15 protein-coding genes are annotated in these 16770 nt (G+C 74.4%); 9 read left to right on the top strand and 6 right to left on the bottom strand.

Translation table 11 applies throughout. From position 1 onward, the window contains the following. Window positions 1-135: 135 nt before the first annotated feature. Window positions 136-1188, bottom strand: coding sequence for a PA containing protein (locus EV188_RS27335; protein ID WP_133829492.1), 1053 nt, complete (start codon window positions 1186-1188; stop codon window positions 136-138). A gap of 150 nt (window positions 1189-1338) precedes the next feature. Beyond that, window positions 1339-2697, bottom strand: a complete 1359-nt coding sequence (locus tag EV188_RS27330) for a primosomal protein (RefSeq protein WP_133829491.1) — start codon at window positions 2695-2697, stop codon at window positions 1339-1341. Between the two features lie 95 nt (window positions 2698-2792). Between EV188_RS27330 and EV188_RS27325 the strand changes: the two genes are divergently transcribed. The 3 genes from EV188_RS27325 to EV188_RS27315 all read left to right on the top strand — a co-directional run bounded on the left by EV188_RS27325 (window position 2793) and on the right by EV188_RS27315 (window position 5532). Further along, a complete protein-coding gene (locus tag EV188_RS27325; RefSeq protein WP_133829490.1) occupies window positions 2793-3701 on the top strand; it encodes a haloalkane dehalogenase in 909 nt (302 codons plus the stop codon). Next, complete coding sequence (gene upp, locus EV188_RS27320; protein ID WP_133829489.1) at window positions 3694-4323, top strand: uracil phosphoribosyltransferase; 630 nt, start codon at window positions 3694-3696, stop codon at window positions 4321-4323. The genes EV188_RS27325 and upp overlap by 8 nt, the downstream gene beginning before the upstream one ends. A gap of 96 nt (window positions 4324-4419) precedes the next feature. After that, the gene (locus EV188_RS27315; protein WP_133829488.1) at window positions 4420-5532 is read left to right on the top strand and encodes a class II histone deacetylase; all 1113 of its coding nucleotides are present in this window, start codon (window positions 4420-4422) and stop codon (window positions 5530-5532) included. On the opposite strand, the gene EV188_RS27310 is transcribed toward EV188_RS27315, so the two are convergent. Further along, window positions 5529-6506 (bottom strand): helix-turn-helix transcriptional regulator, encoded by a 978-nt coding sequence (locus EV188_RS27310; RefSeq protein WP_166660120.1) that lies wholly within the window; start codon window positions 6504-6506, stop codon window positions 5529-5531. The two genes, EV188_RS27315 and EV188_RS27310, sit on opposite strands and share 4 nt — an antisense overlap. 94 nt (window positions 6507-6600) lie before the next feature. Between EV188_RS27310 and metG the strand changes: the two genes are divergently transcribed. From metG to EV188_RS27280, 6 genes are all read left to right on the top strand, one after another. Beyond that, window positions 6601-8400 (top strand): methionine--tRNA ligase, encoded by a 1800-nt coding sequence (metG, locus tag EV188_RS27305; protein WP_133829486.1) that lies wholly within the window; start codon window positions 6601-6603, stop codon window positions 8398-8400. Window positions 8401-8431: 31 nt separating this feature from the next. After that, a complete protein-coding gene (locus tag EV188_RS27300) occupies window positions 8432-9289 on the top strand; it encodes a TatD family hydrolase (protein ID WP_243742031.1) in 858 nt (285 codons plus the stop codon). A gap of 302 nt (window positions 9290-9591) precedes the next feature. Then, entirely contained in the window at window positions 9592-11121 is a 1530-nt protein-coding gene (locus tag EV188_RS27295) for a resuscitation-promoting factor (protein ID WP_133829484.1), read from the top strand. Window positions 11122-11142: 21 nt separating this feature from the next. Then, entirely contained in the window at window positions 11143-12045 is a 903-nt protein-coding gene (rsmA, locus tag EV188_RS27290) for a 16S rRNA (adenine(1518)-N(6)/adenine(1519)-N(6))-dimethyltransferase RsmA (RefSeq protein WP_243742030.1), read from the top strand. Window positions 12046-12083: 38 nt separating this feature from the next. After that, entirely contained in the window at window positions 12084-13088 is a 1005-nt protein-coding gene (locus tag EV188_RS27285) for a 4-(cytidine 5'-diphospho)-2-C-methyl-D-erythritol kinase (RefSeq protein WP_133829482.1), read from the top strand. An 82-nt stretch (window positions 13089-13170) separates the two neighbouring features. Beyond that, window positions 13171-14964: an ABC-F family ATP-binding cassette domain-containing protein gene (locus tag EV188_RS27280; RefSeq protein ID WP_133829481.1), complete on the top strand. Its 1794-nt coding sequence runs from the start codon at window positions 13171-13173 to the stop codon at window positions 14962-14964. Here EV188_RS27280 and EV188_RS27275 read toward each other — a convergent pair. The 3 genes from EV188_RS27275 to EV188_RS27265 are packed head-to-tail and all read right to left on the bottom strand — an operon-like array spanning window position 14912 to window position 16769. Next, entirely contained in the window at window positions 14912-15514 is a 603-nt protein-coding gene (locus EV188_RS27275) for a hypothetical protein (RefSeq protein ID WP_133829480.1), read from the bottom strand. The genes EV188_RS27280 and EV188_RS27275 overlap by 53 nt on opposite strands. Then, window positions 15514-16026 carry a DUF6653 family protein gene (locus EV188_RS27270; protein ID WP_133829479.1) on the bottom strand — a complete coding sequence of 171 codons (513 nt, stop codon included), beginning with the start codon at window positions 16024-16026 and terminating at the stop codon, window positions 15514-15516. Before EV188_RS27270 ends, EV188_RS27275 begins: the two co-directional genes overlap by 1 nt. Next, window positions 16023-16769, bottom strand: coding sequence for a CPBP family intramembrane glutamic endopeptidase (locus tag EV188_RS27265; RefSeq protein ID WP_166660119.1), 747 nt, complete (start codon window positions 16767-16769; stop codon window positions 16023-16025). Before EV188_RS27265 ends, EV188_RS27270 begins: the two co-directional genes overlap by 4 nt. Window position 16770 lies beyond the last annotated feature (1 nt).

The raw sequence follows: 16770 nt of genomic DNA, 5'->3' as shown, positions 1-16770 counted from the left end.
CGTGGATCGAGTACTACAACACCCGACGTCCCCACACCGCCTGCCGCGGCCGAGCCCCGATCACCCGCCTGTCACCAACGTGATGGCCCAGTACATCTAGTCGAGCGAAGGTGCCCTTCGCTCGGGAAAAGCCGGCTAGTCCTCGGCGCTCATGTTCTCGGTGGGGAGCTCGGCGCCGTTGTTCTGGGTCTCGCGGGTGACGGGCTTGCGCGAGCCGCGGCGCTGGGTCGGGCGCGGCGCCGGCATCGAGCCGGACGAGCCGCCGCCCGGGCCGAGGATGATCTCGGCGAAGGTCGCCATCGCCTCGTCGAGGTGCCCGGCGTTGCGGCGCTCGGACTCCTCGTTGGCCTGGCGGACCAGGGCGACGACGGCCTCGTGGTCGGGGCGGCTGACCAGGGTGCCGTCGAGGCGGTCGAGCCCGGTCTCCACGGAGGTCGACAGCGCGCCGACGCGGTCGTTCAGCCCGGTCTCGACGCCGTCGAGGCGCCCGCCGACCTGCTCGAGCCTGCTCGAGAGCGCCTCGAGACGGGTGGTGAGCTCGCCGACCTGGGTGGTCGTCTCGGTGCGCGTGGCGTTCGCGTCGGTGCGGGCGGCCTCGCGGGTGCCGGTGATCTCCTCGGAGACGCCGCGGGCCAGGTCGTCGAGGCGGTCGCGCAGGCTCGAGTCGACGGCGTCGACGCGCTCGCGCACCGGCCCGGTGACCGCGGCGGGCAGCCCGTCGAGGCGCATCTCGTGGCGGTCGAGGCGGTTGTCGAGGTCGTCGAGGCGCTTGTGGAGGCCGGCGATCCGGTCCTCGAGCCCGTCCATGCGGCCGGCGACGCCCTCGAAGCGGCCGGTGACGCCGTCGAGGCGGCCGTCGAGCTGCGCGAACGGGGTGGCCAGGCGGTCGGCGACGCGGTCGACCAGGCCCTCGACCAGCCGGGCGAGCGAGGAGACCGACGAGTCCTGGGCGTCGAGCTTCGCGACCGTCTCGTCGAGGCGCTCGGCGAGCACGCTCATCTCGGTGCGGTCCGGCACGTCGGAGAGGCGCTTGCGGAGCGCGCCGAGGGTGTCGAGCGCCGCCAGCCGGCCGTGGATCTCGTCCAGCGAGTCGAAGATCTGCTGCTGCTCGCTGTCCCGGACCTCGGCCGCCCGCACCAGCATGCTGCGCATGCGGTCGAAGGACATGGTCTGGCTGTTGTCGATCACGCGCGCCCACTCTCCTGCGACGGTTCCGGCCCCGGGGACGGTCGGACTCGGCGGGGCCGAAGCGTAAACACCCCCCGGGAGGCCACCCCATCCGGGTGATGGACAGCCTGGCGAAGGTCCACCACACGAGCACCAGGGGTGCCCTGGGGTTCAGTGGCGGCGCAGGCGCCCCAGGAAACGGTCCTCGAGACCGCGCCACGAGGCGGCCTCGCGGTCGAACGGCGCGGAGGGCGTCAGGCGCGTCGGGTCCGGGCGCACGACGAACGACACGAGCCAGCCGAGGCTCTCCGAGGGCGCCAGCGCCTCGCGGGTCCGGGTGTCGCCCGCCCAGTCGGCGGCGTCGATGACGAGCTCGACCGCGAGCTCGAGCTGCTCGGCGTCGACGACGTCGGGGCCCTCGGTGATGTCGTCGGCGATCCCGGCGAGCACGTAGCGGTTCTCCGGCGCGACCTCGATCTCCAGGTCGCCGCCGGTGGCCGCGCCGACGACCTCGTCCCAGGTGGCGACGTCGGCGAGGTCGTGGCCGTCGGCGCCTTCGTTGGCGATCCACGTGCGCAGGGCCCGCGACGAGCCGAAGGTCTCGATCGTCCCGCGGCGGCCCAGGAACACCGGCTCGTCGTCGAGGTAGCAGCGCAGGGTGATGACCTCGCCCTCGGAGGTCGTGATCGCGATCGGGTCGATGCCGACCTCCTCCCAGAAGCTCTCCTCGGGCTCCTCGGCGGCGTCGACGAGGTCGCTGCGCAGCGACTCGCCCGCGACGTCCTCGCGGAGGTCGGCGGGGGCGTCGTCGACCGCGTCCTTCGGATCGGTCGCGACGGCCTCGGGGTCCTCGGGGTCGCCCTCGGCGTTCTCCGCCGGCTCGGCCTCCTCGCCGACCTCGTCGGTGTCGTCGGGGGTCTCCCGCGGCGTCGCCGTCGCCCGCAGGCGCGTGGCGAGGTCCTCGTCGACCTCGGGCGTGGTGACCATGGCGTCGAGCGCGTCGACGACCTCGTCCCAGCGCTCGTCGACGACCTCGGCCAGCTCGGCCCACAGCGCCTGGCCGTCGCGTCCGCCGAACGCCGTCGGGCCCGCGGTCAGCGCGGCGAAGGCGGGCGTCGCGTCGAGGACCTCGTGGACGACCTCGAGGTCGCAGACGTCGGCGAGCGAACGGCACATCGCGGCGACCTCGGCGAGGTCGTCGAGGGTCCAGGTGTCGGGGTCGCCCGCGACGAGCTCGGGGACGCCGACGACGTCGTAGCGCTGCACGTCCTCGGGGGTCAGCTCGTCGACCGAGAGCTTGACGACGACGGGCCACGCGGGGTGGTCGACGAGGTCGTGCGCCTGCCCGGACTCCTCGGCCGTCGCGACCCACGCCGCGAGGTCGGCGGCGTCCGCGAAGGCGAACAACGCGTCGTCGTCACCGAGGAAGGCCTCCCACTCCTCGCCGTCCTGGCGCCACCGGGGCGCCCACAGCGTGACGAGGTCGCCGGCGGTGAGCGCCAGCGTGATCGGGATGATGTCCTGCGCCATGCCGGGCGGCCTCCGCGAACCGGGGGACTGGGTGCGCGGCGCACCCTATGAGAGCCATCGTGACCTGCCTGTACCGCCGTGCCACCCTGCCCCTCGTGGACCTGCTGCGCACGCCGGACGACCGTTTCGAGGACCTGCCCGACTTCGCGCTCGCGCCCGAGTACGTCACCGTCGGGGACGAGGGGGTCCGCGTCGCCACCTACGCGGACGGCCCCGAGGACGCGCCGGCCGTGCTCCTGCTGCACGGCGAGCCGTCCTGGTCGTTCCTGTACCGGCACGTCGTCGAGGCCCTGGTCGCCGCCGGGCTGCGCGCCGTCGCGATCGACCTGGTCGGCTTCGGGCGCTCCGACAAGCCCGCCCGGATCGCCGACCACAGCTACGCCCGCCACGTCGCGTGGATCACCCAGGCCGTCGACGCCCTCGGGCTGCGCGACGCCGTGCTGGTCGGCCAGGACTGGGGCGGGCTGATCGGGCTGCGCCTCGTGGCCGCGGAGCCGGAGCGCTGGGCGGGTGTCGTCGCGGCCAACACCGGGCTGCCCACCGGCGACGTAGACATGCCCGCGGTGTGGTGGCAGTTCCGGAAGGCGGTGGAGAAGGCCGAGCACCTCGACGTCGGGCGCCTCGTCGCCTCCGGCTGCGCCCGCGGCCTGGGCAAGGCCGAGCGGGCCGCCTACGACGCGCCGTTCCCGGACGAGTCGTTCAAGGCCGGCCCGCGGGCGATGCCGCTGCTGGTGCCCACGCGCCCCGACGACCCGGAGAACGGGCCCAACACCGCGGCGTGGGAGGCGCTCGGGCGCTACGAGCGCCCGTTCCTCACCGCGTTCGGCGACTCCGACCCGATCACCGGCGCGATGGCCCCGGTGCTGCGCGAGCACGTCCCGGGCGCGGCCGGGCTCGACCACCCCCTGATCGCGCAGGCGGGCCACTTCCTGCAGGAGGACGCGGGCGCGGAGCTGGGCCGGGTCGTCGCGGCGTTCGTCGCTAGCCTCCCGGCCCATGGCTGATCCCCGGGTCGTCCGCCACCCGCTCGTCGACGTCCGGATGTCCACCCTGCGCGACGTGGGCACCGACCGCCCGTCGTTCCGGGCGGCGGTGCGCGAGCTGACCGCGATGGTCGTCTACGAAGCGATGCGGGAGGCGGAGACCGCCCCGCTCGAGATCCGCACTCCGGTGGCGACGACGACGGGCGCGGTGCTCGCGAACCCGCCGGTGCTCGTGCCCGTGCTGCGCGCCGGGCTGGGCATGGCCGAGGCGGCGCACGCCCAGGTGCCGGGGGCGATCATGGGGTTCGTGGGCGTCGCGCGCGACGAGGAGACGCTGCAGCCGACGCCCTACATGGAGTCGCTGCCCGGCAGCCTCGCCGGCATCCCGGTGTTCGTGCTCGACCCGATGCTCGCCACCGGCGGCTCGATGGCCTACACGATCGACCTGCTCAAAGCGCGCGGCGCCGACGACGTCGCCGCGGTGTGCCTGCTCGCCGCCCCCGAGGGCGTCGACCACCTGGCCGCCACCCACCCCGACGTGCCGGTCTACACCGCCGCGCTCGACGAGCGGCTCAACGAGCACGGCTACATCGTCCCGGGGCTCGGTGACGCGGGGGACCGGCAGTTCGGGGCCATGCCGTAGGAGGGCTGTAGGAGGGGCCGTAGGAGGGGCCGTCGGGCGGCAATGGGCAGAACGGCCCATGGATCCCGGGCGCGACATGCGGTGCGCTCGGGAGCCATGACGACCGGTGCGCTGTGGCACGAGAAGTACATGTGGTGGGACACGCGGCACGCGAGCGTGTTCATCCCGTCGGGCGGGTGGCTCGAGCCCGACGAGCACGCGGAGAACCCGCGGACGAAGCGGCGGCTCAAGAACCTGCTCGACGCGACGGGGCTGTCGGCGCAGCTGCAGTGGCTCGAGCCGCGGCCTGCGAGCGTCGAGGAACTCTGCCGGGTCCACGACCGCGAGTACGTCGACCGGATGAAGGCGCTCTCCGACGACAACGGCGGCGACGCGGGCGAGCTCACGCCGTTCGCGGGCGGCGGCTTCGAGATCGCGGCGCTGGCGGCGGGCGGCGTCATCGCCGCGGCCGAGGCCGTGCGCGACCGGGTCGTCGACAACGCCTACGCCATCACCCGCCCGCCCGGGCACCACGCGGAGCGCGACCGCGGCCGGGGCTTCTGCATGTTCGGCAACGTGGCCATCGCCGCCCGGCACCTGCAGGCGGCGGGCCCCGGGCAGATGAGCCGGATCGCGGTCGTCGACTGGGACGTCCACCACGGCAACGGGACGCAGCAGGCGTTCTGGGACGACCCCTCGGTGCTGACGATCTCCCTGCACCAGGACGGCTACTACCCGCACGAGTCGGGCTACGCCGACGAGCGCGGCGAGGGCGACGGGCACGGCAGCAACATCAACGTCCCGTTGCCGCCCGGGACCGGGACCGGCGGGTACGAGTACGCGTTCGACGAGGTCGTGGTGCCCGCGCTCGAGCGGTTCCGCCCCGAGTTCGTGTTCGTGGCCTCCGGGTTCGACTCCAGTGCCCTCGACCCGCTGGGCCGCCAGATGCTGCACAGCGAGGGCTACCGCCGGCTCACCCGGCGGATGCTCGACGTCGCCGCGTCCACCGCGGGCGGGCGGCTCCTCGGCGTGCACGAGGGCGGGTACTCCGCGGGCTACGTGCCGTTCTGCGGGTTGGCGGTGCTCGAGGAGCTCAGCGGCATCCGCACCGAGGCCGACGACCCGTTCCTCGACTTCCTCTCCGCGATGGCCGGGCAGGACCTCGCGCCGCACCAGAAGGACGTCGTGGACGGGCTGGTGCCGCTGGTGTCGGACGTCCCGACGCCCTAACCGGGCGGCAGCCGCCGGAGCCCCTCGGCCACGGCCACGGCGGCGACGGCGGCCCGGGAGGTCGCGCCGAGCTTCGCCGTCACGCGCTCGAGGTGGTGGGCGACGGTCCGCTCGGCGATCCCGAGCCGCCGGGCCGTGGCGCGGTTGGTGAGGCCCTGCGCGACGTGGGTCAGCACGTCGAGCTCGCGGGCGCTGACCCCGGCGGGCAGGTCCTCCTCGGTGACCAGGACCAGCACGCCCGCACTGACCGGGACGAGGCGCACGAGGTGCCAGCGCGCCTCGAGGACCACGCGGTAGGTGCCGGGTCTCGCCACCGCAGCAGCGGTGAGGACGAGACGCGGCGGCGCGGCGCGGCCGGGCAGGGGCGCGACGTCGCCGCCGGGGCCCAGGAGAGCGGCGCGGGCGTCACCTGGCCGCGTCCCGTCGACCAGCCCGTCGGCGACCGCCTCCAGGCGCCGTGTCGGGTCGAGCAGCGTCGCCAGCGTCCCCGCGGCGAGGTTGAGGGCGGCCACCAGCCCGGGGCCGGGCGAGCACCCGCCCGCGGTCGAGAGGTGCACGTTGCCGACGTAGCGCCCGCCCGGCGTCGTCAGCCGAACGGTGGCGCCGCCGGTGTAGCCGCCCGGGCGGAAGACCCGGGTGACCGAGGGCCCGGTCTCGTAGCCGTCGACGTCGCTCCAGCTCCGCGCGGGGTGGTCGGGCTGCTCGCGCAGCAGCCGGTACCCGTCGTCGTCGACCAGGAAAGCCGGCGACCGCAGGAAGGCCGAGATCGTCGACCGGTAGCCGCGGGCGCACACCGTGCGCACCCGCCCGTCGAGCGGCTCGACCACGTCCCACGCCGAGGCGCAGACCGCCGGGTCGGTGTGCAGGACGTCGAGGACGGCGTCGCCCACGCGGCGTTCCCCCGCGCCGGCCGCACCGGCGGCCCGGAGCAGGCCGAGCGCGGTGCTCGTCACCGCCTCGGTGGTGTCGCTCACACCGACCGAGGCTAGGTCGATCCGGTCCCCGCGTCACCGGTCTGCGCACCCCTGCCGCCGGAAGTCCGGTGGCAGCGGTGAGGAGAATGGACGCATGAGCATCCCCGTGCTGACCGCCGTGGCGTGGCCCTACGCCAACGGTCCGCGGCACATCGGCCACGTGTCCGGGTTCGGTGTGCCCTCCGACGTCTTCTCGCGCTACCAGCGGATGGTCGGCAACCGGGTGCTCATGGTCTCGGGCACCGACGAGCACGGCACGCCGATCCAGGTGCAGGCCGACGCCGAGGGCACGACGCCCCGCGAGCTCGTCGACCGGTACTCGCGGGTGATCCAGGACGACCTCGTCGGGCTCGGCCTGTCGTACGACCTGTTCACGCGCACGAGCACCGACAACCACCACCGCGTGACCCAGGACCTCTTCACGGCGCTGTGGCACAACGGCTACGTGCGCACCGAGAAGACCCTCGGCGCCATCAGCCCGTCCACCGGGCGCACGCTGCCCGACCGCTACATCGAGGGCACCTGCCCGATCTGCGGCTACCCGAGCGCGCGCGGCGACCAGTGCGACAACTGCGGCAACCAGCTCGACCCCGCCGACCTCATCAACCCGCGCTCGCGCATCAACGGCGAGACCCCGCAGTTCGTCGAGACCGAGCACCTGCTCTTCGACCTGCCGGCGTTCTCGAAGTCGCTGGCGTCGTGGCTGGACACCCGCACCCACTGGCGCCCGAACGTCCTGAACTTCAGCCGCCGCCTCGCCGAGGACCTCAAGCCGCGCGCGATCAGCCGCGACCTCGACTGGGGCGTGCGCATCCCGCTCGACGGCTGGCAGGACGCGCCGATGAAGCGCTTCTACGTCTGGTTCGACGCGGTCATCGGCTACCTGTCGGCGTCGGTGGAGTGGGCCCAGCGCACCGGCGACCCGGACGCCTGGAAGCAGTGGTGGTGCGACCCGGAGTCGCAGGCGTACTACTTCATGGGCAAGGACAACATCACCTTCCACTCGGTGATGTGGCCCGCGATCCTGCTCGGCCACAACGGCGAGGGCGACCGCGGCGGCGAGGTCGGCTCGTTCGGGCGGCTCAACCTGCCCACCGAGGTCGTCAGCTCCGAGTTCCTGACGATGAGCGGCTCGAAGTTCTCCACCAGCCGCGGCACCGTCATCTACGTCGGCGACTTCCTGCGCGAGTTCGGCCCGGACGCGCTGCGTTACTTCATCTCGGTGGCGGGCCCGGAGAACCAGGACACCGACTTCACCTGGGACGAGTTCGTCCGGCGCACCAACTTCGAGCTCGCCAACGAGTGGGGCAACCTCGTCAACCGCTCGGTGTCGCTGGCGGCCAAGAACGTCGGCGCGGTCCCGGAGCCGACGGCGCCGGACCCGGCCGACGAGGCGCTGCTCGCGCAGTCCCGCGCGGCGTTCGAGACGGTCGGCGCCCACCTCGCCCGCTCGCGGTTCAAGCAGGCGATCGGCGAGGCGATGCGGGTGGTCGGCGAGGCCAACGCGTACCTGTCGCACCAGGAGCCCTGGAAGCGCAAGGACGACCCCGCGCGCCGCGACACGATCCTGCACACCGCGCTGCAGGTCGTCCAGGACGCGAACACGCTGCTGACGCCGTTCCTGCCGCACGCGGCGCAGAAGGTCCACGAGGCGCTCGGCGGCACCGGGGTGTGGGCGGAGCAGCCGCACCGCGAGGACGCGGGCACGTCCGGCGAGCTCGGCACCAGCCACTCCGTCCTCACCGGCGACTACGCGAGCGAGCAGGCGCGCTGGGAGTCGACACCGATCCCGGTGGGCCGCCCGCTGGCCCGGCCGACCCCGCTGTTCGCCAAGCTCGACCCGAGCCTCGGCGAGACCGGGCCGTCGTGGGCGCCGATCCAGACCGGTGAGTAGCGGCAAGTCGGACCGCAATGTCCCGCCCCCGGTGCCCGAGCCCCTCGAGCACCGGGTGGTGGACGCCCACACCCACCTCGACGCCTGCGGGGCGCGGGAGCCCGAGGTCCTCGCGCAGGTCCTCGACCGCGCCACGCAGGCCGGGGTCGCGGCGATGGTCACGACGGCCGACGACCTCGCGTCCGCCCGCTGGGCGGCGTGGGCGGCCGACACCGACCCGCGCGTGTTCGCCGCGGTCGGCCTGCACCCGACGCGCTCGAACGACCTCACCGACGACGCCCGGCGCGCCATCGAGGAGCTGACGGCCCGGCCGCGGGTGGTGGCGGTCGGCGAGTCCGGGATGGACGACTACTGGACCACGCGCCGCGAGGACTGCGCGTCCCTCGACGTCCAGCGCGAGGCCTTCGCCTGGCACATCGACCTCGCCAAGCGCACCGGGCTGCCGCTCGTGGTGCACGACCGCGACGCCCACGACGCGATCCTCGACGTCCTGGGCGCCGAGGGCGCCCCGCCGGTGACCGTCTTCCACTGCTTCTCCGGCGGGCCCGAGCTCGCCCGCCGCTGCGCCGACGAGGGCTGGTACGCCTCGCTCTCGGGCACCGCGACGTTCCGGAACGCCAACGCCGCCGAGCTGCGACGAGCGGCGGCCTGGATGCCCGGCGAGCTCGTGCTGGTCGAGACCGACGCCCCGTTCCTGACTCCGCACCCGTACCGCGGTCGGCCGAACGAGCCCTACGTCGTCCCCCACACGGTGCGAGCCCTCGCGGAGCTGCGTGACGAGCCCGCGGAACGATTGGCCCAGATCAGCGCCGACAACGCCCAGCGGGCTTTCCGGTTGGCCGAACAGCCTCAACCTTCACGCTCCGTCGCACGAGAGAGCGCCGAGTAGCCACGCTCGTCGTCGGCGGCGTGCCGTTCGGCGCAACACGGTCGTGTCGGCTTGATGGTGGCGACACCCAACTCGTTACCGTGCTGTGACTCGCCGGGATGGAACCACCCCCGAGGCCCGCGTGACGGAGGACTTCCCCAGGTCCGAAGCACAGGGAGAACGGCACGAGGTCGTGACGGTCTCCCCAGGGCGCGGTTCCTGCCCGGATGTACGACAGAAGTGGACTCCCCTGTGCGCTCCCTGCTCGCTCTGAGGGCCCTCGTGCTCCCTGTGGTCGCCGCGCTCCCCGCCGAGGCCGGACGATGAGCGCGGACACCGCCACCGGCCGCGGCCGCGCCGGATACGCCGGGAACGGCGAGACCGACACCGCGGGGCTCCCCGTCGTCGGCCACGACGCCTACGGCACCGAGTACGGCACCGAGTACGCCTCGGACTACGGCTACGACGCCGCGCACGAGTTCGGCTACGACACGGGCTACAACACCGCGTATGGCGCGCGTGGTCTCGACGACCGGGCCCCGGCCTGGTTCGACGACATCACCGGCCCGCTGCCGACGCAGGACGCCCACGGCGCGAGCGGCCCCATCGCCCTCACGAGCCTCGACGAGTGGAACGACCTCGAGTCGTTCACCGGCGAGCAGGAGGTCACGGAGGACCCGCACGGCGACCTCACCGCCGCCGCCCCCGCCGGGCTCACCTCGTTCGACGACCCCGAGCGCCTCGCGCCCGACACCAAGCGCCGCTCCAACGCGGTCAAGGGCGGCGTCGCCGTCGCCCTGCTCGCGGTGGCGGCCGGCGGCAGCACGGCGGTCGCGCTGGACAAGGAGGTCACGGTCACGGTCGACGGCGTCGACCAGGTCGTGCACACCTTCTCCGGCGACGTCGCCGGAGCCCTGGACAGCGGCGACATCGAGATCGGCCCGGGCGACCAGCTCGCCCCCGGCCCGAACGCCGACGTCCACGACGGCGACCACCTCGTCATCAACCGCTCGCGCGACGTCGCGCTGATGGTCGACGGGCGCCCGCAGACGTTCCAGACCACGGCGCGCACCGTCTCCGACGCGCTGGCGCAGCTCGGCCTCCCCACCGACGGGATCGCCAGCTCGGTGCCGATGAACGCCAACATCCCCGTCAACGGGATGAACCTCGACGTGCGGACCCCGAAGACGGTCACCCTCGTCGACGGCGGCGCCGCGCCCCGCCAGGTCACGACCACCGCGCTCAACGGCCCCGAGCTGCTCGCGCAGAACGGCCTCGCGGCGCTGAGCCCGACCGACACGCTCGCGGGCGGCGACGGCCTCACCAACGGGTCGACGGTCACCGTCACCCGCAACACGGTCAACCAGGTCACCGAGACCCGACCGGTCGCGCCGCCCATGCGCACCGTCGACGACCCGGACCTCGAGCAGGGCGAGACCCGCGTCGAGCAGGCGGGCCAGGCCGGCGAGGAGATCGTCACCTGGACGGTCAACGCCACCAACGGCGCCGAGACCGGGCGCACGCAGGTCGGTGAGTCGCAGGTGACGCGCCAGCCCGTCGGCGGCGTGGTCCACCGCGGCACCAAGCCGAAGAAGACGGCGCCCGCCGTGTCGAACGGCGCCAAGTGGGACCGCATCGCCCGCTGCGAGTCGACCGGCAACTGGTCGATCAACTCGGGCAACGGCTACTACGGCGGCCTGCAGTTCGACCGCCAGACCTGGCGGGCCTACGGCGGCGGCCAGTACGCCTCGCTGCCGCACCAGGCCTCGCGCGAGGAGCAGATCGCCGTCGCCGAGCGCGTCCGCGACGACCGCGGCGGCTACGGCGCCTGGCCGGTCTGCGGCAAGAAGTAGGCCGGGGGCAGACTGGGCCCCGTGACGAGCCCGGTACGCCTGCTCGGCGCGACCGACGTCCGGGCGCTCGCCTCCGAGCTCGACCTGCGCCCGACGAAGCGTCTGGGACAGAACTTCGTCCACGACGCCAACACGGTGCGCCGCATCGTCCGCCTCGCGGGGGTGGGGCCGGACGACGTGGTGCTCGAGGTCGGCCCCGGGCTCGGCTCGCTGACGCTGCCGCTTCTCGAGGCGGCCGCCGGCGTGGTGGCCGTGGAGATCGACCCGGTGCTCGCCGGCCGGCTGCCCGCCACCGCGGCGGAGCGGGCGCCCGAGCGTGACCTGCGGGTCGTCACCGGCGACGCGCTGCGCCTCGCTGCCGACGATCTCCCCAGGGCGCCCGACGTCCTCGTCGCGAACCTGCCCTACAACGTCGCCGTGCCCGTCGTGCTGCACCTGCTCGCCGTGCTCCCGGGCCTGGCGTCGGGGCTGGTGATGGTGCAGTCCGAGGTCGCCGAGCGCCTCGCCGCGCGTCCCGGCGAGAAGGCCTACGGGGCGCCGTCGGTCAAGCTCGCCTGGTACGCCGACGCGCGCCGCGCCGGACCGGTACCGCGGGCGGTGTTCTGGCCGGTCCCGGGCGTCGACTCGGGGCTGGTCGCGTTCACCCGGCACGCCCGCGCGGCCGCCGACGTCGAGCGCGCCGAGGTGTTCGCCGTCGTCGACGCCGCCTTCGCGCAGCGCCGCAAGTCCCTGCGGGCCGCGCTCGCGGGCTGGGCGGGGTCGGCGCCCGCCGCGGAGACCGTGCTGCGCGCCGCCGGCGTCGATCCCGGGGCGCGGGGCGAGGCGCTCGACGTGGACGCGTTCACGGCGATCGCGCGTGCTGGCCGGAGACGAAGCGCAGCGGAGCTCGACCCTCGATGCGGCACGTGGCCCCGGATGCCCTGACGCCCTGAGCGAACGGGCGTGGTCCGTACGCTGGGCAGGTGCTCTCCGCCGTCGGACCGCCGGTCACCGTCCGCGTCCCGGCCAAGATCAACCTGCACCTGGCCGTGGGTGACCTGCGCGAGGACGGCTACCACGACCTCGTCACCGTTTTCCAGGCCCTGAGCATCGCCGACGAGGTCACGGTGACCCGGGCGGTCCGGGACGCGATCGAGCCCGGGGTGAGCGTCTCGGGGGCCGACGGCGTCGACGTCTCCGAGGTCCCCGCCGACACCACCAACCTCGCCTGGCGCGCGGTCGAGGCCCTCGCCCGGCGCGTCGACCGCGAGCCCGACGTGCGGGTCGGGCTGCACAAGGCGATCCCGGTCGCCGGCGGGATGGCGGGCGGCAGCGCGGACGCGGCCGGCGCGCTGCTCGCCGCCGCGAGCCTGTGGCGCGTCGAGATGGGGCGCGAGGGGCTCATGGAGATCGCCGCCGAGGTGGGCTCGGACGTCGCGTTCGCGCTGCACGGCGGCACGGCGCTGGGCACGGGCCGCGGCGAGCGGCTCGTCCCGGTGCTCTCGCGGCACACGTTCCACTGGGTGGTCGCGGTCGCCGACCACGGTCTGTCGACCCCGACCGTCTTCGGCGAGCTGGACCGCCTGCGCGCCCGGCCCGAGGCGCCGCGCCGGGTCGGGGACGTCGAGCCCGTGCTCGAGGCGCTCGCGTCCGGCGAGGCCCGCTCGCTGGCGCTCCTGCTCGGCAACGACCTGCAGGCGGCGGCCGTGAGCCTCGACCCCGGGCTGCGCCGCACCCTGCGCGGCGGCGTCGACGCGGGCGCGCTCGCCGGCGTGGTCTCCGGCTCCGGGCCGACCTGCGTGTTCCTCTGCGACGGCCAGGACGCCGCGGTCCGCGTCGCCGCCGAGCTCGCCGGCGCCGGCGTGTGCCGCACCGTCCGCGTCGCCCACGGGCCCGTCCCCGGGGCCCGCGTCGTCGACGGCGACGGCGGATCGCCCGGCCCGCCCTCCCCGCCGCGTCCCGATCCCGGCCCCGGCGCCTACGCCTGACAATCCCCTTCCGCAGCGAACGTGCTGTTCGCTGCTTCTATGCGCGCGAAGTCCCCGTTCGCGTCCCCTGGAGACTGGAACCGTGCCCAACCTCGTCAACCTGGAGTCGGTGTCGATCGGCTTCGGCGGCCCCAAGCCGGTCCTCGACGGCGTCTCGCTCGGCGTCGACACCGGCGACCGGATCGGCGTCGTCGGGCGCAACGGCGGCGGGAAGTCGACGCTGATCTCGGTGCTCGCCGGCGCGCTGACCCCGGACTCCGGGCGCGTGAGCCCGGTGCGCGGGCTGCGGATGGCGCTCGTGACCCAGCAGACGCAGCTGTCCGGTGCCACCGTTCGCGAGGCGGTGCTCGGCGGCCCCGTGCCCGACCACGAGTGGGCCGCGGACCCGCGCAGCCGCGCCGTCGTCGAGGGTCTGCGCCCCGGCGGCGACCGCGGGCTCGACGCGTCGGTCGAGGGCCTCTCCGGCGGCGAGCGCCAGCGGATCGCGCTGTGCGCCGCCCTGGTCCGCGAGCTCGACCTGCTCGTCCTCGACGAGCCCACCAACCACCTCGACGTCGAGGGCGTCGGCTGGCTCGCCGAGCACCTCATCGCCCGCCGGACGGCGCTCGTGGTCGTCACGCACGACCGCTGGTTCCTCGACACCGTCGCCTCGCGGACCTGGGAGGTCGTCGACGGGCACGTCGAGCAGTACGAGGGCGGGTACGGCGACTGGATCTTCGCGCGGGCGGAGCGGGCCCGGCTCGCCGACGCCGCCGAGCAGCGCCGCCGCAACCTCGCCCGCAAGGAGCTGGCGTGGCTGCGCCGCGGGCCGCAGGCGCGCACGTCCAAGCCCCGCTACCGGGTCGAGGCCGCCGAGGCGCTGATCGCCGACGTGCCCGAGCCCCGCGACACCGTCGAGCTCGTGACGATGGCCAAGCACCGTCTCGGGCGCACGGTGGTCGAGCTGGAGGACGCGACCCTGACCGTGGGTGACCGCACGCTGGTCGACCGGCAGACGTGGCGGATCGGGCCCGGCGACCGCATCGGCATCGTCGGCGTCAACGGGTCGGGCAAGACGACGCTGCTGCGCGCGGTCGGCGGCGAGCGCCCCCTCGACGGCGGGAAGCGCATCCAGGGCACCACCGTGCGGCTCGCCCACCTGTCGCAGGACCTGTCCGACCTGCCGATGCACCGCCGCGTGCTGCAGGCCGTCGAGGACATCGCCGAGCGCGTGACGATCGGCCGGTACGAGCAGACCGCCTCGCAGCTCGCCGAGCGCTTCGGCTTCCCGGCCTCACGGCAGTGGACGCCGGTCTCGGACCTCTCCGGTGGCGAGCGGCGTCGCCTGCAGCTCGTGCGCCTGCTCATGACCGAGCCGAACGTGCTGCTGCTCGACGAGCCCACGAACGACCTCGACGTCGACACCCTCCAGCAGCTCGAGGACCTCCTCGACGGCTGGCCGGGCACGCTCGTCGTCGTCAGCCACGACCGCTACCTCACCGAGCGCGTCTGCGACCGCGCCGTCGCGCTGCTCGGCGACGGGCGGATCACCGACCTGCCCGGCGGGATCGAGGAGTACCTGCGCCGGCGCGCGGCCCTCGAGGAGCGCAGCGAGGGCGCCCCTCGCTCCGCCGGGGGCCGCCAGGGCGCCCCTCGCTCCGCGCCGCCGGCCGACTCCGGGCGCTCCGAGTCCGAGCGCCGCGCCGCCCGCAAGGAGGTCGCGCGCATCGAGCGGCGCCTGGAGAAGATCGCGACCGAGGAGACGAGGCTGCACGAGAAGCTCGCCGCCGCGGCCACCGAGCCGGGCCGGCTCCAGGAGCTCGACGCCGAGCTGCGCGCGCTGGTCAGCGAGCGCGAGCAGCTGGAGGAGTCGTGGCTGGAGAACGCGGTCGACTGAGCCACAGGCCCAGCGCCGCGACCGTCAGCCCCAGCGGTGCCCCGAACGGTGCCGCGCCGGCCGCGAGCCCCAGCACGCCGCTGACCACGAACGCCGCGCCGAACGGCCACGGGTGCACCCGCGCGCGCAGCAGCGCCGCGCCCCACAGCACCCAGCCCAGCCCGAAGAGGACGTAGCTCGCCAGTGCGCCGACGACGAGCGCCCCGGTGCGCTCGAGCGCGAAGATCCCGGGCGCGACCGTGGCGAGCCACGGCGCGGCGAAGCCGTCGAACCACATGTTGCCGCCGAAGAACACGACGCCGACGAGGGCGGCGACGAACCCGAGCGTGGACAGGGCCGCCGCGTCGCGCAGGTACAGCGCCACCAGCGCGACGGCGAGCACGACGAGGGCCACGGCGTAGCCCGCGTTCGCGGCGATCGTCAGCGGGTCGGACGCGAAGTCGGCGACGGCGCGGCCGCTGACGAGGCGGGCGAGGTCGGTGAGCACGAGCAGCGCACCGGCGACGATCGCGATCGGGCCCGCGTGGCGGGCGAGGGGCAGGCCGTCCATCAGTACTCCCAGGACGCGTAGTGCGGGTCGCGCGTCTTCATGTCCTCGAAGAGCAGCACCGCGCGGTCGAGGAACCAGGCCTTCGCGCACTGGCAGAAGAGCAGCCCGGTGAGGGCGAGGAGCAGATCGAGGCGGACCAGGCCGACGACGAGCGCGGCGAGCGCCACCAGCTGGAGGGACGACGCCACCACCGGCACCCGCGACCTCGCGAACTGCGGGGGGACCTGCGTCTTCTCCGACGTGATCCGCTCGCCGAACACGGCCTTCGACGCCCAGTGCCGTGTCGAGCGCGGCGGCGGGAACAGCAGCGGGTTGACCACCATGAACACCAGGACCAGCGCGGCCGCGAGCACCGCCCACCACCCGATCCACACGCGGCTCCAGGCCGCGAGGGCGAGCAGCGGCAGGACCGCGAAGCGGGTCCACACGCTCCACGGGTTGGCGTGACGCATCCAGCGGTCGCCGGTCAGGCCGAACAGGCGCGCGACGCGGCCGTCGGTGGTGGTGCTCATCGCGGGGTCCCGACGGCGGGGAGCCGCGTGGTGGCGTCGGCCGGGGCGCGTCCGAGCCACGTCTTCCGGTCGACGACCACGAGGACGACCGCGAGGGCCAGCCAGAGGCCGAAGTAGAGGACGGTGTCGTCCTGGATCGCGCCCTCGACGGCGTGGGCGACGATGCAGAGCAGGACGCTGCCGCCGGAGCGGTCGAACAGCCACGAGTACCATAAGGTCACGCCCACCGTGCCGATGATCATGCCGGCGAGCGTCGACCGGTGATCGCCGCCCTCCAGGAACACCAGCGGCAGGTGCCAGACGGTGATCACCACGGCGAGGACCGCGGTCGCGGCGAGCGGCGAGAGCCGCGCCTGCAGCCCGGGCAGCGCGAACCCGCGCCAGCCCGGCTCCTCGCCCATGCCCCCCTCGGTGGGGTCGATGAGGCGCACCACGAACACCAGCAGCACGTCGCCCCACGAGACGAACCGGATCGGGGACGGGTCCCCGAGCACCGCCGCGAGCACGTGCACGGCGAGCGGCACCCCGATCGCGAGCACCCAGCACCACCAGGGGACCCGCCACCGCACGATGCGGCGCCCGAGCTCGGCGAGGCCGGCCCGGCCCTGGGTGATCGGGACGACGATCAGCGCGGCGACCAGGGGCGCGAACGAGCCGAAGAACCCGAACGGGAGGCACACCCACGCGAGGACGTAGGTCAGGACGAAGAACGTGACGAGGGGGTGCCTGCGGATGACCGTCATG

Source organism: Actinomycetospora succinea (assembly GCF_004363095.1).
Taxonomy (GTDB): domain Bacteria; phylum Actinomycetota; class Actinomycetes; order Mycobacteriales; family Pseudonocardiaceae; genus Actinomycetospora; species Actinomycetospora succinea.
Note: the sequence above shows the minus strand (reverse complement) of the source record. Positions and strands in the feature narration are given on the sequence as shown.